Source organism: Paenalcaligenes sp. Me131 (assembly GCF_050487225.1).
Classification (GTDB): domain Bacteria; phylum Pseudomonadota; class Gammaproteobacteria; order Burkholderiales; family Burkholderiaceae_B; genus Paenalcaligenes.
Genome location: NZ_JBKQGY010000001.1, coordinates 756,159 through 777,343, shown reverse-complemented (window position 1 = coordinate 777,343; position 21,185 = coordinate 756,159). Strand labels below are relative to the sequence as shown.

The following is a 21,185-nucleotide window of genomic DNA, read 5'->3' as shown; positions in this document are numbered from 1 at the left end:
ACAATGAGTTTGTCTGAAATTCGTAGTTCAGCCGAGAGCCGCATGAAGCGCTCTTTGGAGGCGCTGCAAGTTAGTTTGGGTAAGATTCGTACAGGCCGTGCTCACGCCGGTTTGTTGGATCACGTGATGGTTGAATACTATGGTTCGGATGTACCAGTCGGGCAAGTTGCTAACGTTAGCGTTGCAGATGCCCGCACATTGAACCTGCAGGTGTGGGAAAAACATATGGCTGCCGCAGTGGATAAGGCCATACGTGAATCTGATTTAGGCCTGAACCCAATTCTGTTGGGTGAAACTATTCGTGTACCCCTACCAGCATTGACCGAAGAGCGTCGTCGTGACTTGACCAAAGTGGTGCGAGGCGATGGCGAGGACTCTAAAGTTGCAGTACGCAACCTGCGTCGTGAAGCTAACGATGCGGCTAAACGTCTTCTGAAAGACAAAGAAATTTCTGAGGATGATGATCGTCGTTTCCAAGATGAAATCCAGAAGTTGACGGATAAGTTCATTGCTGAAATCGATAAACTGATTGCAGCAAAAGAACAAGAAGTCATGACGGTTTAAACCGTTATACAGGTGTGGCCCATGTCTAAAAGCTCTACGCAATCCATACCGGACTACAGTGCTGTCCCACGCCATTTGGCGGTTATTATGGACGGCAATGGTAGGTGGGCCACCCGCCGCATGCTTCCCCGCACAGCAGGTCACATACGTGGCATGCAGGCTGTACGCCGTGCGGTAGAAGCTTGTGGTAAAGCTGGTGTGGAATATCTAACGCTGTTTGCTTTCAGCTCTGAAAACTGGCGTCGACCACAAGAAGAAGTGTCATTGCTGATGCGTCTTTTTGTACAAACCCTGGAAAAAGAAGTAGGCAAGCTCAGTAAGCAGGGCGTGCGCTTACGCGTCATTGGTGATTTGTCTGCCTTTGAGCCGCGTTTACAAGAGTTGATTCGCCAAGCCGAAGCAAGCACACAGCACAATACAGCGTTACAACTGACTATCGCGGCCAATTACGGTGGCCGTTGGGATATTCTTCAAGCGACTCGCCGTTTACTGGCTGAGCATCCCGAGCTGGCGCAATCGCCTGACGCTCTGGATGAGAATATGCTATCCCCTTATCTTTCCATGTCTTTTGCTCCCGAACCGGACTTGTTCGTCCGTACAGGTGGTGAGCAACGTATTTCTAATTTTCTAATCTGGCAGTTAGCTTATACCGAGCTGTACTTCACAGATAGTTATTGGCCAGATTTTGATGCCGATGCGCTAGCCCGTGCCTTTGAATGGTACGCTGGTAGAGAGCGTCGCTTTGGCCGCACAAGTGCCCAGTTGGCAGGGCGCTAAAATCTTTTAAAGGTGTAGAGATTATGTTGAAGCAGCGGGTAATAACAGCTGTCGTGCTGATTGCTGTACTGTTGGTGGCCATGATCTTACCGTCCAAGTGGCCACTAGCCTTGCTGTTGACCATTATTGCTGCAGCGGCAGTGTGGGAATGGCTGCGCCTATCTTGGCCTGAAAGCGCGGGTTGGTTAGCACCTGGCGTAGGCTTTTTATCTTTTCTTGCTATGTTGGCCCTCTTGGTGGGCTGGCAACCTGCTGAGCTACAGCCGTGGGCGGATGCCATACGAGCGCAGTTCTTTATGATCTTGCTGCCTTTGGTGGTGCTTTACTGGGTGTTGGGCGTAAGCCTAATGCTGGGCTTTGCTCAAGTGGGTCATCCATCCGCTAAACCTGCGCTGAGCGTGTTTGGCGTGGTGGCTGTATTGGTGGCGTGGGCGTCACTGAACGAAATGTTGCAATACCGTAATGCCTGGTACTTGTTGTCCATGATGGCCATTGTGTGGGTGGCTGATATTGCTGCGTACTTTTGTGGACGCGCTTTTGGTAAAGCGAAATTGGCAGCACGTATTAGCCCCGGGAAAACCTGGGCTGGTTTTGTGGGTGGCGTGATTGGTGTGGTGCTCTACATTGTGCTGACAGCGCAATTCGATGGTAGCTACGCGCATGCGCTGACTGTACGGTGGTCATGGCCGCTGGTTATTCTGATTGCGGCTGGTTTGGCTGCATTGTCTGTAATGGGCGATTTGTTCGAGTCATTGTTAAAACGTCGTGCCGGCGTGAAGGATTCTAGCAATCTGTTGCCAGGCCATGGCGGTGTATTTGATCGTATTGACGCGTTGATTCCGGTGGCGCCTGTAGCCTTGCTGCTAGGTGGCCCATTCTTGGAAGTTGCGAAGCTGGTGCATTGATTATGGAATTTCAACGTGTTTGTGTGTTGGGCTCTACAGGCTCCATAGGTTGTAGCACTTTGGACGTCATTGCCCGTCACCCAGAAAAAATGGCGGTTTACGCATTAACAGCGCATCGCAGTATGCGGCAACTGGCCGAGCAGGCTAGCCAGTATCAGCCTGCGGTGGTGGTCGTGCCTACAGATGATGCGGCCGCAGAGTTTTTGCAGCACTTAGGACAAGGTGTAAACAAGCCAGAGGTGCGCGTAGGTAGTCACGCATTGGTGCAAACGGCTTCTGATACTGATGTGACAACCGTAATGGCAGCGATTGTTGGGGCAGCGTGTTTGGAGCCAGTGTTGGCCGCAGCCTATGCGGGTAAACGCATACTGCTCGCGAACAAAGAGGCGCTGATCACGGCGGGGCAGTTATTTATTGATGCTGTGAAAGCAGGGAAAGCCGAGCTGATCCCTATTGATAGCGAACACAGCGCTATTTACCAGTGCTTACCGGAGCGCATACGTAAAGATGTGCCGGCTCCTGCCGATCAAACCATTCGTAGGTTATTAGTGACGGCGTCGGGTGGCCCCTTCAGAACATGGGCGCCTGAGTTGCTTTCTTCTGTTACGCCAGAGCAAGCGTGTGCCCATCCTAACTGGAGTATGGGCAGAAAGATCTCGGTAGACTCCGCGACAATGGTTAATAAGGGCTTGGAAGTCATCGAGGCACATTGGCTATTTGGTATGCCTGCTGATCAAATTCAAGTGTTGGTGCATCCGCAAAGCATGATTCACTCTATGGTGGAGTATGTGGATGGCTCTGTATTGGCTCAATTAGGCCTGCCTGATATGCGTACACCCATTGCCTATGGGTTGGGGTGTGCAGAGCGTATACAGAGCGGTGTAGGCTTGCTAGAGCTGTCTACGCTTGGGCGTTTAGATTTCGAAGAGCCAGACTTTCAACGCTTTCCTTGTTTGAAATTGGCCTTTGATGCGCTGCGTAGCTCGCAGGTGGCCTGTATTACATTGAATGCGGCCAATGAAGTGGCCGTTGAGCATTTCTTGAATCGCAAAATCGCTTACACCGATATTGTGAAAGTGATTGCTGAAAGTATAGAAAAAATTACCGCATTGCCAAATGTGGTATTGGACTCGTTGGAAGCTATTTTGCATATAGACCAACGAGCACGTGAACAGGCACGCAGTTTGTGCGCTGTAACAGTCTAGTAGGTTCGAACTAGGATTGCGCTGAGTGGTCACTGTTATTGCTTTTATTGTCGCCATTGGCTTATTGGTTACTATTCATGAGCTGGGCCATTATTGGGTAGCACGCTGGTGTGGCGTACATGTAGAGCGTTTTTCATTTGGCTTTGGCAAGGTACTGTTTAAGCGCACAGATAAGCACGGCTGCGAATGGGCATTTTCAGCCTTGCCGTTAGGCGGCTATGTGATGATGCGCAATGAGCCACTTGAGCATGCGACGCCAGCAGAAGAGGCGTCTGCCTATAACAATAAAAGCTTGTGGCAACGTTCAGCGATTACCGTAGCAGGGCCAGTCGCTAACTTGCTGCTGGCAATCATGCTTTATGCGATTATTGGTGCAGTAGGTAGTGAAGAGCCTGCGCCCATTATGGGCAAAGCGCCAGAGCATAGCATAGCCGCGTCAGCGCATATTCCAGAAGGTAGTGTGATTACTGCGGTAGATGGCCACGAGGTCGCTTCTTGGACGCAATTTCGCTGGCAAATGATGGATGCCTTATCTTCTGGGCGACGTATAAGCCTAGAGGCTACCGATCCATTAGGCACAGCTGCTACCTACGATATTGATTTACCTAAAGTACACATTGATCCCGACAAACCGGATGTGTTGGGTGAGGCAGGCTTTGTCTTAATGCCCGGAACCCCCATTGTCAAAACGGTGGTGAAAGAGGGCAGTAGCGCAGGTGATGCGGGTGTACGCGCTGAGGATTTGATCTTGGCCGTCGATGATCAGCGTTATCAAACGGCTGATGAGTTCGTTGCTGCGATACAGAAAGCACCCGGCCAAACCGTAATATTCACGATTCAACGTGCTGATGACACCATCCATATTCCCGTCGTTGTAGATGCTTACGAGACTAATGGTACGACAATAGGCCGTGTTGGTTTACGGGTAGGTAATGCATTGCCAATGGTAACGGTGCGTTATGGTGTGTTAGACAGCATACAGCGTGGTTTTAGCCGTACCGTGGATACGTTGTGGATGTCTATCAAGATGATAGGCCGTATGCTGGTGGGTGAGGTTTCAGTGAAAAACCTCAGTGGTCCCGTTTCTATTGCAGATTATGCTGGTCAGAGTGCAAGTATCGGCGCAATTGCCTACTTAAACTTCCTAGCATTGATCAGTATTAGTATAGGATTGTTAAATCTTTTGCCCATACCCATGCTGGATGGGGGGCATTTGCTGTATTATGCGATCGAAGCTGTGCGAGGCCGTCCTCTATCAGAGGCATGGCAAGCTCGCGGAAGAGCCATAGGATTGGGTATACTTGCATTCTTTATGGTGCTGGCGTTTACAAATGACTTTACGCGCCTTTTCAGTTAGCCCTCCATAGCTTAAAATTCAACCCCATTAAGATCAACCAAGGATTCACAGGATGTCGTTACGCCGTAAACCTACATTTACTTTGCGTACTTTGCCTTTTTTGGTGGCCTCGCTGCTGGCTCCCGCTTTGGCAAATGCTTTTACCCCTTTTGTTGTGCGCGACATTCAGGTGGAAGGTATTCAACGGGTAGATCCCGGTGCGGTGTTTAGCTACTTGCCAGTGAAGGTGGGTGAAGAGTTTGATGAGACTAAAGCAAGCGAAGCGATTCAGCGTTTGTATGCTTCTGGTTTCTTTAGCGATGTGAAAGTGGATACTGCCGGCGACGTGCTGGTGATTACCGTTGCCGAGCGTCCTACCATTGCGTCAGTGACCTTCAACGGTATGCGTGAGTTTGATGCTAAAGGCATCACACAGTCGCTGTCACAGGTTGGTTTTGGTGAAGGTCGTATTTTTGACCGCTCTATGCTTGAGCGCGCCGAGTTTGAGTTGAAGCAGCAGTACCTGAGTAAAGGTAAGTACAGCGTTGAAATTACGCCAATCATTACTCCTTTGCCGCGTAACCGTGTAGGGATTAGCTTTGACGTGTTCGAAGGCGATCTGGCGAAGATTCAAGAGATCAACATTGTCGGTAACAAGGAAGTCAGTACCGGCACATTGCTGGACTTGATGGATTTGACCACCCCAGGCATGATGACCTGGTATACCGGTAGCGATAAATACTCCAGAGAGAAACTGGAAGGCGATATGGAGCGTATCCGTTCCTATTACCTGGATGAAGGCTATTTGGAGTTCTCGTCCGAGCCACCGCAGGTATCCATTTCCCCAGACCGTGAAGGCATTTTCGTTACGTTGACCGTGAACGAAGGTAAGCCCTACACCGTGACGGATGTGAAATTGGCTGGTGATTTGCTGGGCATGGAAGACGAAATCCAGCAATTGGTGAAAGTAAAAGCCGATGAGCGTTTCTCGGCAGAGAAAACCAACGAAACCGCTAAAGCAATTAGCGACTACTTGGGAACACTGGGTTATGCGTTTGCTAACGTGAACCCGCATCCAGTATTGGATCGCGAAAATAACACTACCGATTTGACCTTCTACGTGGATCCAGGCCGCCGTGTATATGTGCGCCGTATTCAGGTGGGTGGTAACGTCCGCACTCGTGATGAAGTGGTGCGTCGTGAAATGCGTCAAAACGAAGCCGCTTGGTACGATTCCGATAGCATTAGTGCATCGCGTGACCGTATTGACCGCTTGGGCTACTTCAATGAAGTGGACGTGACTACATCGCCAGTGCCAGGTTCGCCTGACCAGGTAGACGTAAACGTTAACGTGAAAGAAAAACCCACCGGTATGATTAACCTGGGTGTGGGTTACGGCTCTACTGACAAAGTGATGCTGTCTGCGGGTATTAGCCAAGACAATATTTTTGGTAGCGGTAATAGCTTGTCATTGCAGATGAACACCAGCAAGACCAACCGCTCTGCCATTATTTCGCACACTGATCCATACTGGACACAAGACGGTATTAGTAAAACCACATCGTTGTACTACCGTCGTACTACACCGTACGATACACGTGGTTATAGTGATGGTGACTACCAAGTGACCGCTTACGGTTTGGGTATGAACTTTGGTGTACCTATTTCCGAATACGACCGCATTTTTGTGGGTGCTAACTTTGAGCACAACAAGATTGGTAGGTATGACGAGAAATACATGCCACAGGCCTACCAAGACTTTGTAAAAGAGTATGGCAAAGGTACGAATGCATTGATCTTTAACTTGGGTTGGTCCAAAGATACGCGTGATAGCGCGTTGGCACCTACTCGAGGCAGTTTCACGCGCTTGTCCGCTGATTTCTCTACAATGGACTTGCGTTATTATTTGTTAAGTGCACAGCAGCAGTACTACCTGCCGCTTAGCCGATCTACTACACTGGCCTTTAATGGTTTTGTGGACTACGGTAGATCCTACGGTAGCAAAGCGTTCCCAATCATTAAAACCATGTATGGTGGTGGTATTGGTTCGGTACGTGGTTACGAGGGGGCATCCTTGGGGCCGCGTGATAGCCTGACTAACGACTATCTGGGTGGTTCACGTCGTATTGTCGGTAACGTACAGTTGTACTTGCCATTCCCAGGCGCATCACGTGACCGTACGCTGCGTTGGTTCATCTTCGGTGATGTGGGTAGAGTAGATAACTCCGATGGTTCATGCATGAAAGGTTCTAAGGGCCATACGGCAGAGGATCCATGCGGTTGGAAATACTCAGCAGGTATAGGTCTGTCGTGGCAGTCTCCAATGGGGCCATTGCAACTGTCATACGGTAGAGCACTGAATTCCAAACCAGGTGATGATAAACAAGCGTTCCAGTTCCAGATTGGTACCGCGTTTTAAATTCCTGTAATTAATGGCACAATTAACTTTTTAGCAGCGTTATTAGCAAGGTAGATTTACATGTCGTCTAAATTCGCGTTTAAACTTTCAGCAGTTGGCAGCCAATTGGTTCGCCGCAATCGTACTGCGCTTATGGCTGCTGTCTTGGGTGTGTCGGCCATCGTGGCTACACCTGTAGTGCAAGCGCAAACCAAAATTGGTTTTGTGAGTACAGAGCGCATTCTGCGTGACTCCAAACCAGCATTGGCTGCACAGCAAAAAATCGAATCTGAATTCAAGCGTCGTGACGAAGAGTTGCAGCGTTTGGCGAACCAACTGCGTGATGATGCAGTGAAATTCGACAAAGATGCGCCAGTAATGTCCGAAACAGACCGTATTCGTCGTGAACGTCAGCTTACAGACATGGATGCAGATCTGCAGCGCAAACGTCGTGAATTCCAAGAGGATTTCAACCGTCGCCGTAACGAAGAGTTTTCTGCGATCGTGGAAAAAGCGGATGCCGCTATCCAGCGTATTGCTGAGACCCAAGGTTACGATCTGATCATCCAAGATGCAGTGACAGTAAACCCACGTGTAGACATCACGGAAGAAGTGCTGACCGCATTGGGTAATTAATACATAATGCCAGTATTGTTAGCGTCCGATAGGGCGCCTTCATTAGAACAGCTACTCGGCATCGTACAAAAAGCCGGACTACCTTGTAGTCTGGCTCCCCGCAAAGAGCCCGTTCCACGTATACAGGGACTGGGCTCTTTGCTTCATGCCGGGCCTAGCGAGTTAAGCTTCTTGTCGAACCAGAAGCTAAAAGGGCAACTAGCCACTACAGAGGCCGCTGCGGTCATTCTGACTACTGCTGACTACCAATCCTTAGATGGTGAGCCAAGCTTTGCAGTGGTGTTGTGTGAATTGCCGTACGCGATGTACGCCTTGCTGGCGCAGTGGTTTGACGAGCATAGACTGAATAATCTGCCCAAAGGCATTCATCCTACTGCAGTGGTTGATCCGTCAGCAGTCGTGGGTGAAAACGTCACTATTGGTGCTTACACCGTGATTGAAGCTGGTGTGCAAATAGGCAAAGGAACACGAATTGGCGCAGGTTGCAGCATTGGTGCGGATAGCGTCATCGGTGAGCATTGTTTATTGCATGCACGCGTAGTCTTATATCATCAAGTGCGCATGGGCGATCGCTGCATTCTGCACTCTGGTGCGGTGCTTGGTGCTGATGGTTTTGGCTTTGCGCCAGACCCACGACAAGCCGGTGCTTGGGCAAAGATCTCGCAGATTGGTGCAGTGGAACTGGGCAATGATGTGGAAATAGGCGCCAATACCACCGTTGATCGTGGTGCGCTAGATAACACCGTGATTGCTAACGGCGTGAAGCTGGATAACCAGATTATGGTGGGCCATAACGTTCACATTGGTGAGCATACGGCTATCGCAGCATGTACGGGTATTGCGGGCTCTACACATATTGGTGAGCGTTGCATTATTGGTGGTGCGGCAATGTTCTCAGGTCACCTGCACATCACTGACGAAGTACAAGTCTCAGGCGGTACAGCTATCACGGCTGATATCAAAGAAAGTGGTCATTACACAGGTGTGTTCCCGTTTGCGGACCACCAACACTGGCAACGCAACGCAGCCGTATTGACGCAACTCGCGACTTTACGACGTCGTCTACGTGCGTTGGAACGTGAAAACAATAACGAATAGCAAATATAGGATAAGTCATGGAACTGGATATTAAACAAATTATGGAACGTCTACCGCATCGCTACCCGATGCTGCTGGTAGACCGTGTCTTGGAAATGGTGCCAGGCAAGAGCATTGTGGCCATCAAAAACGTCACACTGAACGAGCCTTTCTTTACCGGCCATTTCCCACATCATCCAGTGATGCCTGGCGTGTTGATTATCGAAGCAATGGCACAAGCAGCGGCCTTGTTCTCGTTTGAGGGCCACCCCGAAATTAACCCGGCCAGCCAAAAAATTGCTTACTACTTGGTAGGTGTGGATGGGGCGCGTTTCCGTAAACCGGTTGTTCCAGGCGACCAACTGCGCTTGGAAGTGACCGCAGACCGCATCAGCCGTACTATGTGTAAATACACTGCAAAAACGCTGGTTGACGGTCAAGTTGTGGCCGAAGCCAAGTTGATGTGTGCCATCCGTATTTTGGAAGCAGACGATCAATGAGTCTAATACATCCTACCGCAATCATTGCACCGGGAGCGCGTCTTGCTGATGACGTTCAAGTAGGTGCATACAGCATTATTGGTGAAAACGTAGAAATCGGCGCCGGCACAGTGGTGGGATCACACTGTGTCATCGACGGTCATACCACTATAGGTAAAAACAATAATTTTTACCGTTTTTGCTCTATTGGTGGGATGCCTCAAGACAAAAAATATGCGGGTGAACCTACGCGCTTGGAAATCGGTGATGGCAATACCATACGTGAGTATGTGACTATCAACACCGGCACTACCCAAGACGTAGGTGTAACGCGTGTAGGTGACGATAACTGGATCATGGCGTATGTGCACATTGCACATGACTGCCAGATCGCCAGTCATACCGTGATTGCCAACAGCGTTCAGTTTGCAGGTCATATTCATGTGGGCGACTGGGCCATTATTGGTGGCTTGACCGCTATACACCAATTCGTACGTATTGGTGCACACTGCATGATTGGTGGCACTAGCTCCATCCGTCAGGACGTGCCGCCTTACGTGATTGGTGCGGGTGATCCATTCCGCCCTGTGGGTGTGAATTCCGAAGGCTTGAATCGTCGAGGGTTTGATGCAGCGGCCGTGTCCAATGTTAAAAACCTCTACAAATTGCTGTACCGCCGTGAGCTCAAAGTAGAAGAAGCGTTAGAGCAAATGAAAGCCTTAGAGCAGACACCAGAAACCACCATTATGGTTGATTTCCTGGAGCAGTCACAACGAGGTATCGTGCGCCCATGAGCGGCCTGAATATAGGGATGGTGGCAGGGGAGCCTTCGGGTGACCTGCTGGCTTCGCGTATTCAGCGAGGCTTGCAACATGAGGATCCCAATGCCGTATTTAACGGTATTGGTGGTCCTGAAATGACCTCGGCTGGCTTTAATGCCTGGTATCCTATGGATGCCTTGTCGGTATTCGGTTATGTGGATGCCTTAAAAAGCCTGCCTAGATTACTCAATACCTATTACGGTGTGCGACGCCGCTGGCTAAAACAACAGCCGGACGTGTTCGTGGGTATTGATGCGCCTGATTTCAACTTACGTATGGAATCTGACCTACGTAAAGCAGGTATTGCAACCGTACAGTTCGTGAGTCCGTCTATTTGGGCATGGCGCTACGAACGTATTCATACTATACGTAAAGCCGTATCCCATATGCTGGTACTGTTTCCCTTTGAGGTTGAAATCTACCAGAAAGAGGGGATACCGGTAACCTATGTAGGGCACCCACTGGCGCAAAATATTCCTTTGGTTCCTGATCAAAAGGCTGCACGCCAACGCTTGAATCTTCCGGAGGACGTGAAAATTCTTGGGGTGTTGCCTGGCAGTAGAAAGTCAGAAATCATGCAATTAGCTCCCCGCTTTTTGCGAACGGTGCAACGGCTGCAAAAAGATGATCCTAACTTGCATGTGGTTGTGCCCGTGGTAAATGGGGCCAGACATCAGCAGTTTCTAGAGATTCTGCGTGATAACCCAGTAGAGAATTTACGCATCGTCACAGCAGAAACACAGGCACCTACGTTATTGGAAGACGGTGGTAGCAAGCCGGTGGCATGGGACGTTATGGAAGCCAGTGATGCGTTATTGGTAGCCAGTGGTACAGCAACACTAGAAGCTGCGCTCTACAAGAAGCCTATGGTGATTTCTTATGTGTTGACGCCCATGATGAAAAAACTGATGGCGTGGCAGTCAGGCCAAGAAAAACCGTTGCTAGATTGGATTGGTTTACCCAATATCTTAAGCCAAGATTTCGTAGTGCCCGAATTGTTGCAAGACGATGCTGAACCCGAGAAATTGGCGAAAGCATGCGAGAAGGCCTTAAATGACAGCTCGTGGCGCCAAGGGGTAGAGCAAAAATTCCAGCACTTACATGAAGTGTTGCGCTTAGATACGCCAAAATTGGCGGCAGAAGTCATTATGCAGGTGGCACGTGAACGCTGATTTATCGCAGCTATTGCAGTCAGGGTCATGGGTAGCAGGGGTAGATGAAGCAGGGCGTGGACCATTGGCTGGCCCAGTTTTTGCTGCCGCTGTTATCCTCGATCCGAATCGCCCTATAGATGGGCTAACAGATTCTAAAAAACTCACTCCTAAAAAACGCGATCGCTTGGCTGAGCTGATTCGAGAGCAAGCCTTGGCATGGAGCATTAGTAGCGCTAGCCGTGAAGAAATTGACGAGATCAATATCTTGCAGGCCACTATGCTGGCTATGCGTCGTGCATGCGAAGCGCTGCCGGCACAACCTGAGCTGATCTTGATTGATGGTAATCGTGTACCTGAAGGCCTAAATGCCCCGGCGCGTGCGGTGATCAAGGGCGATAGCCAAGTGCAAGCGATTTCGGCAGCGTCTATTTTGGCCAAAACGGCACGTGACGCAGCGTGTTTGCAGATGCATGAGCGCTATCCTCAGTATGCTTTTGATCAACACAAAGGCTACGGTACAGCACTGCATAGTGAACTGCTGCGTGAGCATGGACCGTGCCCAGAGCACCGCCGTAGTTTTGCGCCTGTACAACGGGCATTAAACGATAAAGCTTCATCATGATTATTGAGTCGCGCCAGAACCCCACCTATAAACGCCTACAACGTGTGGTGGAAGGTAAGCGCCTTGCAGACGGTGATCTAGCCGTCTTGTGGTTGGAAGGCCCCAATCTGTGCCAGAGTTGGTTACAGCATTACGGCACACCAGAAATGGTGGTGGTGGATGCTGGACGCGAACCGTTGTCAGACGCGGTACAAAATTTGGTGGATGCGGTGCCTGTACGTCAGCAACTGATGCTGAGTTCTAGCCTCATGAAGGGCCTCTCTAGCGTAGAGCAAGGGCAGGGTGTAGCTTTTGTGGTGCAACGTCCTGTTGTGCCAGCGCAGCCCGTGCTGAAGAAAGCGGCGTTGTTGTTGGATAGGGTTCAAGACCCAGGTAATTTGGGTACATTGTTACGCACGGCGGCAGCGGCAGGGATACGTGATGTGTTTTTGTCGGTGGGGTGTGCCGATGCATGGTCACAAAAAAGCTTACGTAGTGGGCAAGGTGCACATTTTGCGTTAGCCATCCATGAGAACCAGAATTTGCAGGCGTTGTTGCAGAATGCCCAAGTGCCGGTTTACACAACCATGCTGAGTGATAAGGCGCAGTCGTTGTTTGCCTTGGACATCGCCAAAGAAGGTGCGTGGCTGTTTGGCAATGAGGGGCGGGGCGTGCATCCTGATTTAGTAGCGCAATCACGCCATCAGGTGTTCATACCGCAAGAAGCGGCGGTAGAGTCATTGAATGTGGCAGTTGCGGCGGCTATTTGTTTGTTTGAACAACGCCGCCAGCATCTGCAAGGCTAAACAGCCTTAGTACAGCATACGGCGGTTTAGGCCGATTTCTTCCAGAATCTTGCTGGAAATTTCTTCAATAGAACGGCTGGTGGTGGATAGCCAAGGAATGGCTTCCATGCGCATCATGCGTTCAGCATCAGCCACTTCATCAATACATTGTTGTATGGACGCGTATTTGCTGTTGGGACGGCGTTCGTTACGTACTTCGGCCAAGCGTTCAGGTTGAATAGACAGCCCAAATAGCTTGTTTCGGTAAGGTGCCAGCGTGGCAGGCAATGTATCGCGCTCGAAGTCCTCGGGGATCAGAGGGTAGTTGGCGGCCTTAACGGCGTACTGCATGGCCAAGTACAAACTGGTGGGTGTTTTACCGCAACGGGATACACCAACCAAGATCACATCAGCTTGTTCTAAACCTTGTACATATTGACCGTCATCGTGGGCCAATGTGAAGTTAATGGCTTCGATACGGTTGTTGTATTGTTTAGACAGTCCATTGCTATGAGAACGGCCTACGGAACGGCTGGATTTTACACCTAGAGCGCGTTCGATATGGCGCAAAAATGAGCCGAATAAATCTAAGAAAGTGCAGTTGGATGCCCCCACAATTTTGGCCATTTTGGGGTCTACCAAGGTGCTGAACACCAAGGGTTTCACATTCTTCTCTTCGGCACAGCGATTAATGCGTTCAGCGACGTCCTGAGCCTTTTCGATGGTGTCAATGAAAGGCATACGTACTGCCTCGAAATTGAACTGGTCGAACTGGGAGAGGACGGAATGCCCGAAGGTTTCTGCAGTGATACCAGTGCTATCCGAAACTATAAAAACGGTACGTTTGATCAGTGACGATGTCATAACTAAAAGGGCACACAAAAGCCTATTAAAAGGTACAATTCCAGAGATTAACAGTGACCTCAAATCCGAGCAAGGCAAGTTTGCTTAGTGCGCCGCTGCAGTGCAGCACATTAAGCAAACACGCTTTTTTACTATTAAGGTGACTTTTATGTCTTATGTTTTGCCATTTGAAACGCTCCGTATGACGGACGTGGACACCGTAGGGGGCAAAAACGCTTCCCTAGGGGAAATGATTAGCCAGTTGGCAGGTGCGGGCGTGCGCGTACCTGGCGGTTTCGCGACCACAGCGGAAGCCTTCCGTGTGTTCTTGAAAGCCGATGGCTTGGATCAGCGTATTGCTGACCGTCTGAGCAAATTGGATGCTGACGATGTACGTGAACTGGCAGTCGCTGGTGCGGAAATCCGTAAATGGATCATCGAAACACCTTTCCCAGCAGAGTTGGAACAGCAAATCCGCGATGCATTCGCAAAGCTGGATGCAGACGGTAAAGGTTCTTTTGCTGTGCGTTCTTCTGCTACCGCTGAAGACTTGCCAGACGCGTCTTTCGCGGGGCAGCAAGAAAGCTACCTGAACGTGGTAGGCATGGACGACGTACTGGAAAAAATCCACTTGGTATTTGCTTCCTTGTACAACGACCGCGCGATTTCCTACCGTGTACACAAAGGCTTTGCTCACGCTGAAGTGGCTTTGTCTGCAGGTATTCAACGCATGGTTCGCTCTGACAAGGGCAGTGCTGGTGTGATGTTCACTATCGACACCGAGTCTGGTTTCCAAGATGTGGTGTTTATCACTTCTTCTTACGGCTTGGGCGAAACCGTTGTGCAGGGTGCTGTGAACCCCGACGAGTTCTACGTGTTCAAGCCATCCTTGGCTGCGGGTCATTACCCAATCATTAGCCGTCGTATCGGTTCCAAACTGTTGAAAATGGAATTCGATCCACTGCGTGAAAGCGGCGAGTCCGTACGTACCGTTGATGTGCCAGTGAACGAACGTAACCGTTACTCCCTGAGCGACGACGAAGTAATCGAGTTGGCAAAATACGCCACCATCATCGAAAAACACTACCAACGCCCAATGGACGTTGAGTGGGGCCGTGATGGTATCGATGGCAAAATCTACATTCTGCAAGCTCGTCCAGAAACCGTTAAGTCTCAGCAAAGCGCAAACGATGTACAAGAGCGCTACAGCTTGAAAGCCACTGGCGATGTACTGGTAACTGGCCGTGCGATTGGTCAGAAAATTGGTTCAGGTACTGTGCGTTTGGTTGGCGATGCCAGCGAAATGGATCAAGTTAAAGCCGGCGATATCTTGGTGACTGACATGACAGACCCTAACTGGGAACCTGTGATGAAATTGGCCTCTGCTATCGTGACTAACCGTGGTGGCCGTACTTGTCACGCTGCGATTATCGCGCGTGAGTTAGGTATTCCTGCGGTGGTAGGTTGTGGTAACGCGACTGACGTACTGAAAGCTGGTCAAGAAGTGACTGTATCGTGTGCGGAAGGCGACGAAGGCCGTATTTACGATGGTTTGCTGGAAACACACATCGAAGAAGTACGCTGGGGCGAAATGCCTGAAGTGGGCTTGAAAGTCATGATGAACGTGGGTAACCCACAATTGGCTTTTGACTTTGCTCAGATCCCTAATGCTGGTATTGGTCTGGCTCGTCTAGAGTTCATCATCAATAACAACATTGCGATTCACCCTAAAGCTGTGTTGGATTACCCCAATGTAGATAGCGAACTGAAAAAAGCCGTTGAATCTGCTGCGCGCGGTTACGCTAGCCCACGTGCTTTCTTCGTTGAAAAATTGGCTGAAGGCGTAGCGACGTTGGGCGCTGCTTTCTATCCAAAACCAGTGATCGTACGTTTGTCCGATTTCAAATCCAACGAATACCGCAAATTGGTTGGTGGTTCCCGTTACGAGCCAGAGGAAGAGAACCCAATGCTGGGCTTCCGTGGTGCTGCACGTTACATCTCTGACGACTTCGAAGAGTGTTTCCGTATGGAATGTGAAGCACTGAAGAAAGTACGTGATGAAATGGGCCTGACCAACGTGGAAATCATGGTGCCATTCGTGCGTACGCTCTCTCAAGCTGAGCGTGTAGTAAGCATGTTGGCCGCTAATGGCCTTGAGCGTGGTAAGAACGGTTTGCGCGTCATCATGATGTGCGAAGTACCGTCCAACGCAATCTTGGCTGACGAGTTCCTGCAGTATTTTGATGGTTTCTCCATCGGTTCTAACGACATGACTCAGCTAACACTGGGTCTGGACCGTGACTCCGGTATGGAACTGTTGGCGGCTGACTTCGACGAGCGCGATGCTGCCGTGAAATTCATGCTGAGCCGTGCGATTCAAGCGTGTAACAAAGCAGGCAAATACGTAGGTATTTGTGGTCAAGGTCCTAGCGATCACCCAGATTTGGCTGAGTGGTTGCGTGACGAAGGTATCCAATCCTTGTCGCTGAACCCTGATACCGTGGTTGATACATGGCAGCGTCTGGCTAAGTAATTAGCGACAGCGTTTCTAGGGTGTATCTATCCCGTTAAAAAGAGCCTCTTTATGAGGCTCTTTTTTTATGCCTCCTGCATATGGCGGCGACGATCATAATCAGGATGCAGTATGGTGTAGAGTAGTGGGATCAGTGACAAGAATGTTTGTCTGTGCAACGGTAAAAAGCATATGAGCATTATGCAGATACGATGTCACCGTTGCGTAGAAAAGATAGATTATGCTAGTGGTGACACAGCTAGATGAGTGAGTGATGGTGTACTTTTAAAGGGTGAACGATGAACAAGATCGCGCCAGTGGTTGTAGTAGGTGGTGGGGCAGGTGGGCTTGAGTTAGCGGCCAAGTTAGGGCGTCGCTTTGGTCCAGAAAAGGTGTATTTAATAGACAAGATGGATGAGCATATTTGGAAGCCCTCCTTGCACGAAGTGGCTGCTGGTACGCTGGATATTCACCGTGAAGGCTTGTCGTATTTCATGCTGGCGCGTGATAACGGGTTTACGTTTGTACCAGGGCGCATGCATGCGCTAGATAAAGAGAACAAAACCATTTCGCTGCAAGCGGTACGTAATGCGGAAGGTGAAGAGCTGTTGCCAGCGCGTACGGTTGAGTACGGTGTTTTAGTGATGGCCGTGGGCAGCAAGTCGAATTTCTTTAATACACCAGGTGCGGAAGAATTTGCGATTGCACTGGACTCTACGCATCAAGCCGAGCGTTTTCGCATGCGATTGCTGTATGAGTTGACCAAATCCTCACGTGTACAAAGTGCTGATGGGGAAGTAGGGCCGCTCGAAATTGCCATTGTTGGTGGTGGCGCTACAGGGGTAGAGCTGGCGGCAGAGTTGATGGAGGCCAATGCCAGTTTGCAGGCCTATGGTACGCATACCTTAGACCAAGCTAGATCATTGCATATCACGCTGATTGAAGGAGCTGATCGAGTTTTAGCGGCATTGCCGCCCAAAGTGTCATTACGCGCCACACAATTACTGCAAAAGCGTGGTGTCACCGTGCACGCAGGCGTACGTGTAAGCGAGGTGCGTAAAGGCTTTTTGCAGGACACCAATGGTACAGAGTATCCGGCTGATCTATGTGTGTGGGCCGCAGGGATTAAAGCCCCCGCCTTCCTGACAGAGCTAGGCTTGGAAGTAAACCGCATTAATCAGTTGGTGGTGAACGATCATCTGCAAACGGCAGATCCGCATATTTATGCATTGGGTGATTGCGCTCAAGCCCCCTGGGGGGACGAAGCAGGTCAGTATTTGCCTGCTAGGGCACAGGTTGCTCACCAGCAAGCCGCCTACTTGATTAAGGTGTTAGCCAAGCACTTGAAAGGGCTCCCAGTGCACACGGCAGCGTTTGAGTACAAGGACTACGGGTCGTTGGTCTCGGTGGGGCACAGCAAAGGCGTGGGTAGCCTCATGGGGGTGCTACAGGGCCGCAGTTGGTTTGTAGAGGGTTTGGTGGCAAGAACCATGTACATGAGCTTGCACTTAATGCATCACATGGCCATTTTGGGCGTGTTACGCACGGCATCGATGGCGTTAGGTAGATTGTTGTTAAAACGCTCTGCGCCGCGCGTCAAACTGCATTAAACCAGAGGCAGGACTGCGTGAATCAGTCCTGCTCTGTACGGCGACGACGGGTGTCGTGCTTCATTAAACGCTCTTGTTCACGCGCCCAGTCACGATCACGCGAAGCATCACGTTTATCGTGATGCTTTTTACCTTTACCCAAGCCCACATCCATCTTGATGCGTCCACGCGTGAAGTGTAAATTCAGCGGAATCAGGGCGTAGCCTCGCTGCTCTACGCGACCAATTAGCTTGCTGATTTCTTCCTCTTTTAATAAAAGTTTGCGTGTACGGGTAGCGTCGGGGACAATATGGGTCGACACTGTAGGTAAGGGGCTGATATGCATGCCGATTACCCAAAGTTCTGCATTGCGGATGATAATGTAGCTTTCTGCAAGCTGAATATGGCCGGCGCGAATGGCTTTAACCTCCCAGCCCTGCAGTACCAGTCCGGCTTCATAGGTTTCTTCGATGAAGTAATCGTGTCTTGCTTTACGATTGTCGACGATGCTCATGTAGTTATGGTCCAACCTTGAATGATTTAATCAGTATTATTCTCTTATTATCCCTTGTTCGATGCATACAGTAAAACGTTCTGTCTTGGTTCCCTTCACTTGCTCTCAAATGTTTGATCTGGTTGCCGATGTTGCGCGCTATCCAGAGTTCATGCCCTGGTGTGGTGGTACAGAGGTTAAACAGCAAGATGAGCATGGGATGGAAGCCTCGGTAACCATCAGCATTGCTGGCCTTAAGCATACTTTCAGCACGCGTAACGAGCACGATTATCCTAATCGTATTCAGCTCAGTTTAGTGGATGGCCCATTTTCAGAGCTGACCGGCGTATGGGAGTTTATTGCGTTGGGTGACGAGGGCTGTAAGGTGAACTACGTCATGGACTACGCGTTTTCAAGCCGTACGCTAGAAATGGTGGTGGGCCCCATTTTTAATCGGGTGGCGAATAGTTTTATTGATTCGTTTACGCGTAGAGCGCACGACCTGTATGACTGAAACACATGCTGCAACGATGATTACGGTAGAACTGTTGTATTTGGCGCCTGAGCGTCAATGGAAAAAACAAGTACAGGTAGCAGAGGGCGCTACGGTGGCTGATGTACTGGGCAGTGTTCCATGGCAAGACGAATGCCCTGAGCTGCAGGGCCTGCCATATGGCATTTTTGGTGAGCTAGTCAGCGGCACATACGTGCTACACGATGGCGATAGGCTAGAGTTCTACAGAGAGCTTAGCTTCGACCCTACAGACTCCAGACGACGACGTGCTGAACACAAAGCGCGTAGTCTTGCCGAGAAACAAGGTAAAAAATCATTGAGTGCGGCAGCAAGCATGTTGCTGCACAGTTCAAAAAAGAATTGATATGCCGTTATTAACATTTACGCATGACTTGGGTGATGGCAAGCATGCTTTTGGTGAGCTGGTTTTAAACAGACCGCAGGCCTTAAACAGTACCAACCTAGAAATGGCAGAGTTGTTAAGCAAGCAGTTATTGGCTTGGCAACACGATGACCGAATTGCTTTTGTCGTCATGCGAGGCGAAGGTGAGCGAGCATTTTGTGCAGGTGGCGATATTGTGTCCATCTATCGCTCATTAACTGAGCACCCCGATGTGGTGCAAAATGGGGATCACTATGCTTACCAGTTTTTCCGCGCTGAATACAGTGTGAATCACTTACTGCATTACTACACCAAGCCGGTCGTGGCGTTGGGACAGGGCGTGGTGATGGGCGGTGGTGTGGGGCTTTTTATGGGGGCCAGCCACCGTGTGGTGTTCCCCTCTACACGTTACGCTATGCCTGAGGTGGGGATTGGCCTGTTCCCGGATGTGGCGGGTACCTATTTGCTTGGCCGCTTGGCGGGTGGCGTGGGTGAGTTCCTCACACTGACTGGCAGCAGTATTACGGCGCAGGATTGCGGTTTCTTGGGTTTGGCAGATTGGTATATCCAAGATTTGGATGCCAAAAAAATCGTCGAGATGTTGCCAAGCTTGTTACCTAATGATTTGGGTAATCCTACCTTGGCCTTGAATGCGGCCTTGCGTAGTTTAAGCACGCCTTACCAGTTTGAGGAATCTGCGGTATGGCAAAACTACGATGTACTGCGTAAGTTGGCGAACCCTGTGTCGGTAGAAAGCTTCTTCCAACAAGCAGAAGACCTTATCGCACAGCAAAAAACGCCGTGGTTTGAACAAGGGCTGGTTTTGGGTAGTAAAGGTTCAATGCTGTCACGAACCATTAGCTTGGCGTTGGTACAACAAAATCGCAGCAAGAATATTGCGCAAACCTTGGGTCGTGACTTGTGGGTGGCCATACAGTGTTGTGCGCATGGCGACTTCAAAGAAGGTGTGCGTGCTTTGTTGATTGATAAAGATAAAAACCCGCAATGGCAACCGTTGGAACACGACGTACGTCAGTACTGGCAACCTGCCTGGGAGTCTCCAGCATTGGCGCTTAGCTTGCCAGACTAACAAGCCAAAAAACAGGCCACCTTTACGAGGTGGCCTATTTTTACCAGTGAATCACCTTATAGCTTAGGGCGTTTGTTATCCCGCTGTTGGGTAATGTCATAAGGTAATGACTCTCGCTGCAGTTGTGGTCCATTACTGCGTTGTAGGTGGTAGCTCTGTTCGCTGCCCCACTCATCTAACAATACTTCAGCGAGCAGATAGTAACGATCACTCATCAGCGCGCTGTTAACGATACGGCCTATAGGTTGGTTATCGACATCTGTACCAAAAATATCTTGAGCAGGTAGTAGCGCCTCAGCATCAACCTCTGTCGCAGCAATACTAAACAATGCACTACGGCGGCGAATAGTGCCACGGTAATGGCTACGAGCCACTACCTCTTGCCCGGGAAAGCAGCCTTTACTAAAGCTGATCGCGTTAATCAGCTCCATATTGAGGGTTTGAGGGATAAACAGGTCTTGGGTGGCAAGCTCAATGTGAGCAACACCTTGCTGTAGTGTTTGGGCATCCCAGCGTTGTTGAGCTTCTATACTCGTGTCAGGTGCGACAGAGGGGGAGGCGCTTGTGATCATCCACCAGCGTGGTGTATCAGCGCTGGATGGTGCTTGAACCAAGACACTAGCTTCATCGGGATGCAGAACCGCTAATGTATCGGTAACGGCGGTAGGGGTATCCGCATAAGCGCCGTATACGGTTGCATCGCGTTGGCTCAACGTCACCTTGGCGCGTAGTACAAACATGCGCAGACGCTTCAGCAGGGGCTCTGCCAGGCTTTGGTGCACTAATAGGCTGATAGTTTGTGCATCGTTTTGCCACAACAGTGCTGAGGCCAGCATACGGCCATTCGCCGCGCAGTACACGCCGAAACTGGCTTGTGTGTTCCCTAAAGTTTGCAGATCATTGCTGAACTGCCCTTGTAGAAACGACAGTGCATCGGGGCCGGTGGCATCCAGCACTACATAGTGAGGAAGCGTAACTAGGGAGTTAAACGTGGGAAGACTCATAGCGCTAAACAAAACAACGA

General features: G+C 50.1%; 21 protein-coding genes. 18 read left to right on the top strand and 3 right to left on the bottom strand.

Annotated features, from left to right (window positions below):
• Positions 1 to 3: 3 nt before the first annotated feature.
• Genes frr through ACLPHM_RS03615 form a run of 13 tightly spaced genes read left to right on the top strand, consistent with a single transcriptional unit; the run spans position 4 to position 12,759 of the window.
• Positions 4 to 564, top strand: coding sequence for a ribosome recycling factor (gene frr, locus ACLPHM_RS03675; RefSeq protein ID WP_430219919.1), 561 nt, complete (start codon positions 4 to 6; stop codon positions 562 to 564).
• Positions 565 to 585: 21 nt separating this feature from the next.
• Complete coding sequence (gene uppS, locus ACLPHM_RS03670) at positions 586 to 1,341, top strand: polyprenyl diphosphate synthase (protein ID WP_430219918.1); 756 nt, start codon at positions 586 to 588, stop codon at positions 1,339 to 1,341.
• Between the two features lie 23 nt (positions 1,342 to 1,364).
• On the top strand, positions 1,365 to 2,246 hold the full coding sequence (locus tag ACLPHM_RS03665; protein ID WP_430219917.1) for a phosphatidate cytidylyltransferase: 882 nt from the start codon (positions 1,365 to 1,367) through the stop codon (positions 2,244 to 2,246).
• Positions 2,247 to 2,248: 2 nt separating this feature from the next.
• Complete coding sequence (ispC, locus tag ACLPHM_RS03660) at positions 2,249 to 3,451, top strand: 1-deoxy-D-xylulose-5-phosphate reductoisomerase (protein WP_430219916.1); 1,203 nt, start codon at positions 2,249 to 2,251, stop codon at positions 3,449 to 3,451.
• Positions 3,452 to 3,476: 25 nt separating this feature from the next.
• Positions 3,477 to 4,808 carry an RIP metalloprotease RseP gene (gene rseP / locus ACLPHM_RS03655; RefSeq protein ID WP_430219915.1) on the top strand — a complete coding sequence of 444 codons (1,332 nt, stop codon included), beginning with the start codon at positions 3,477 to 3,479 and terminating at the stop codon, positions 4,806 to 4,808.
• Positions 4,809 to 4,860: 52 nt separating this feature from the next.
• Positions 4,861 to 7,206, top strand: coding sequence for an outer membrane protein assembly factor BamA (bamA, locus tag ACLPHM_RS03650; RefSeq protein ID WP_430219914.1), 2,346 nt, complete (start codon positions 4,861 to 4,863; stop codon positions 7,204 to 7,206).
• Between the two features lie 60 nt (positions 7,207 to 7,266).
• Positions 7,267 to 7,821 (top strand): OmpH/Skp family outer membrane protein, encoded by a 555-nt coding sequence (locus tag ACLPHM_RS03645; protein ID WP_135865576.1) that lies wholly within the window; start codon positions 7,267 to 7,269, stop codon positions 7,819 to 7,821.
• 6 nt (positions 7,822 to 7,827) lie between these two features.
• Positions 7,828 to 8,919 (top strand): UDP-3-O-(3-hydroxymyristoyl)glucosamine N-acyltransferase, encoded by a 1,092-nt coding sequence (gene lpxD / locus ACLPHM_RS03640; protein WP_430219913.1) that lies wholly within the window; start codon positions 7,828 to 7,830, stop codon positions 8,917 to 8,919.
• A 17-nt stretch (positions 8,920 to 8,936) separates the two neighbouring features.
• Positions 8,937 to 9,398: a 3-hydroxyacyl-ACP dehydratase FabZ gene (gene fabZ / locus ACLPHM_RS03635; protein WP_430219912.1), complete on the top strand. Its 462-nt coding sequence runs from the start codon at positions 8,937 to 8,939 to the stop codon at positions 9,396 to 9,398.
• Positions 9,395 to 10,171, top strand: a complete 777-nt coding sequence (gene lpxA, locus ACLPHM_RS03630) for an acyl-ACP--UDP-N-acetylglucosamine O-acyltransferase (protein WP_430219911.1) — start codon at positions 9,395 to 9,397, stop codon at positions 10,169 to 10,171. Before fabZ ends, lpxA begins: the two co-directional genes overlap by 4 nt.
• Positions 10,168 to 11,370 (top strand): lipid-A-disaccharide synthase, encoded by a 1,203-nt coding sequence (lpxB, locus tag ACLPHM_RS03625; protein WP_430219910.1) that lies wholly within the window; start codon positions 10,168 to 10,170, stop codon positions 11,368 to 11,370. Before lpxA ends, lpxB begins: the two co-directional genes overlap by 4 nt.
• Positions 11,360 to 11,974 (top strand): ribonuclease HII, encoded by a 615-nt coding sequence (rnhB, locus tag ACLPHM_RS03620; RefSeq protein WP_430219909.1) that lies wholly within the window; start codon positions 11,360 to 11,362, stop codon positions 11,972 to 11,974. Before lpxB ends, rnhB begins: the two co-directional genes overlap by 11 nt.
• Complete coding sequence (locus tag ACLPHM_RS03615) at positions 11,971 to 12,759, top strand: TrmH family RNA methyltransferase (RefSeq protein WP_430219908.1); 789 nt, start codon at positions 11,971 to 11,973, stop codon at positions 12,757 to 12,759. The genes rnhB and ACLPHM_RS03615 overlap by 4 nt, the downstream gene beginning before the upstream one ends.
• A gap of 6 nt (positions 12,760 to 12,765) precedes the next feature.
• Here the strand turns inward: ACLPHM_RS03615 and ppsR are convergent, their stop codons facing one another.
• Positions 12,766 to 13,602, bottom strand: coding sequence for a posphoenolpyruvate synthetase regulatory kinase/phosphorylase PpsR (gene ppsR, locus ACLPHM_RS03610; protein ID WP_135862950.1), 837 nt, complete (start codon positions 13,600 to 13,602; stop codon positions 12,766 to 12,768).
• 148 nt (positions 13,603 to 13,750) lie between these two features.
• Between ppsR and ppsA the strand changes: the two genes are divergently transcribed.
• Positions 13,751 to 16,114, top strand: coding sequence for a phosphoenolpyruvate synthase (gene ppsA, locus ACLPHM_RS03605; RefSeq protein WP_430219907.1), 2,364 nt, complete (start codon positions 13,751 to 13,753; stop codon positions 16,112 to 16,114).
• A gap of 278 nt (positions 16,115 to 16,392) precedes the next feature.
• Positions 16,393 to 17,703: an NAD(P)/FAD-dependent oxidoreductase gene (locus ACLPHM_RS03600; protein ID WP_430219906.1), complete on the top strand. Its 1,311-nt coding sequence runs from the start codon at positions 16,393 to 16,395 to the stop codon at positions 17,701 to 17,703.
• Between the two features lie 22 nt (positions 17,704 to 17,725).
• Here ACLPHM_RS03600 and smpB read toward each other — a convergent pair whose 3' ends face one another.
• Positions 17,726 to 18,196 (bottom strand): SsrA-binding protein SmpB, encoded by a 471-nt coding sequence (gene smpB, locus ACLPHM_RS03595; RefSeq protein WP_135862944.1) that lies wholly within the window; start codon positions 18,194 to 18,196, stop codon positions 17,726 to 17,728.
• A gap of 61 nt (positions 18,197 to 18,257) precedes the next feature.
• On the opposite strand from smpB, the gene ACLPHM_RS03590 reads away from it, so the two are divergent.
• The 3 genes from ACLPHM_RS03590 to ACLPHM_RS03580 are packed head-to-tail and all read left to right on the top strand — an operon-like array spanning position 18,258 to position 20,161.
• On the top strand, positions 18,258 to 18,689 hold the full coding sequence (locus tag ACLPHM_RS03590; RefSeq protein ID WP_430219905.1) for a type II toxin-antitoxin system RatA family toxin: 432 nt from the start codon (positions 18,258 to 18,260) through the stop codon (positions 18,687 to 18,689).
• Complete coding sequence (locus tag ACLPHM_RS03585) at positions 18,682 to 19,053, top strand: RnfH family protein (RefSeq protein WP_430219904.1); 372 nt, start codon at positions 18,682 to 18,684, stop codon at positions 19,051 to 19,053. Before ACLPHM_RS03590 ends, ACLPHM_RS03585 begins: the two co-directional genes overlap by 8 nt.
• 1 nt (position 19,054) lies before the next feature.
• Positions 19,055 to 20,161: an enoyl-CoA hydratase/isomerase family protein gene (locus ACLPHM_RS03580; protein ID WP_430219903.1), complete on the top strand. Its 1,107-nt coding sequence runs from the start codon at positions 19,055 to 19,057 to the stop codon at positions 20,159 to 20,161.
• A 56-nt stretch (positions 20,162 to 20,217) separates the two neighbouring features.
• Here the strand turns inward: ACLPHM_RS03580 and ygfZ are convergent, their stop codons facing one another.
• Positions 20,218 to 21,165 (bottom strand): CAF17-like 4Fe-4S cluster assembly/insertion protein YgfZ, encoded by a 948-nt coding sequence (gene ygfZ / locus ACLPHM_RS03575; RefSeq protein ID WP_430219902.1) that lies wholly within the window; start codon positions 21,163 to 21,165, stop codon positions 20,218 to 20,220.
• Between the last annotated feature and the right edge of the window lie 20 nt (positions 21,166 to 21,185).

Bases quoted from the DNA above. Each gene is read 5' to 3' on its own strand.
- frr (WP_430219919.1), top strand. From the start codon at position 4: ATGAGTTTGTCTGAAATTCGTAGTTCAGCCGAGAGCCGCATGAAGCGC.
- uppS (WP_430219918.1), top strand. From the start codon at position 586: ATGTCTAAAAGCTCTACGCAATCCATACCGGACTACAGTGCTGTCCCA.
- ACLPHM_RS03665 (WP_430219917.1), top strand. From the start codon at position 1,365: ATGTTGAAGCAGCGGGTAATAACAGCTGTCGTGCTGATTGCTGTACTG.
- ispC (WP_430219916.1), top strand. From the start codon at position 2,249: ATGGAATTTCAACGTGTTTGTGTGTTGGGCTCTACAGGCTCCATAGGT.
- bamA (WP_430219914.1), top strand. From the start codon at position 4,861: ATGTCGTTACGCCGTAAACCTACATTTACTTTGCGTACTTTGCCTTTT.
- ACLPHM_RS03645 (WP_135865576.1), top strand. From the start codon at position 7,267: ATGTCGTCTAAATTCGCGTTTAAACTTTCAGCAGTTGGCAGCCAATTG.
- lpxD (WP_430219913.1), top strand. From the start codon at position 7,828: ATGCCAGTATTGTTAGCGTCCGATAGGGCGCCTTCATTAGAACAGCTA.
- fabZ (WP_430219912.1), top strand. From the start codon at position 8,937: ATGGAACTGGATATTAAACAAATTATGGAACGTCTACCGCATCGCTAC.
- lpxA (WP_430219911.1), top strand. From the start codon at position 9,395: ATGAGTCTAATACATCCTACCGCAATCATTGCACCGGGAGCGCGTCTT.
- lpxB (WP_430219910.1), top strand. From the start codon at position 10,168: ATGAGCGGCCTGAATATAGGGATGGTGGCAGGGGAGCCTTCGGGTGAC.
- ACLPHM_RS03615 (WP_430219908.1), top strand. From the start codon at position 11,971: ATGATTATTGAGTCGCGCCAGAACCCCACCTATAAACGCCTACAACGT.
- ppsR (WP_135862950.1), bottom strand. From the start codon at position 13,602: ATGACATCGTCACTGATCAAACGTACCGTTTTTATAGTTTCGGATAGC.
- ppsA (WP_430219907.1), top strand. From the start codon at position 13,751: ATGTCTTATGTTTTGCCATTTGAAACGCTCCGTATGACGGACGTGGAC.
- ACLPHM_RS03600 (WP_430219906.1), top strand. From the start codon at position 16,393: ATGAACAAGATCGCGCCAGTGGTTGTAGTAGGTGGTGGGGCAGGTGGG.
- smpB (WP_135862944.1), bottom strand. From the start codon at position 18,196: ATGAGCATCGTCGACAATCGTAAAGCAAGACACGATTACTTCATCGAA.
- ACLPHM_RS03590 (WP_430219905.1), top strand. From the start codon at position 18,258: ATGCATACAGTAAAACGTTCTGTCTTGGTTCCCTTCACTTGCTCTCAA.
- ACLPHM_RS03585 (WP_430219904.1), top strand. From the start codon at position 18,682: ATGACTGAAACACATGCTGCAACGATGATTACGGTAGAACTGTTGTAT.
- ACLPHM_RS03580 (WP_430219903.1), top strand. From the start codon at position 19,055: ATGCCGTTATTAACATTTACGCATGACTTGGGTGATGGCAAGCATGCT.
- ygfZ (WP_430219902.1), bottom strand. From the start codon at position 21,165: ATGAGTCTTCCCACGTTTAACTCCCTAGTTACGCTTCCTCACTATGTA.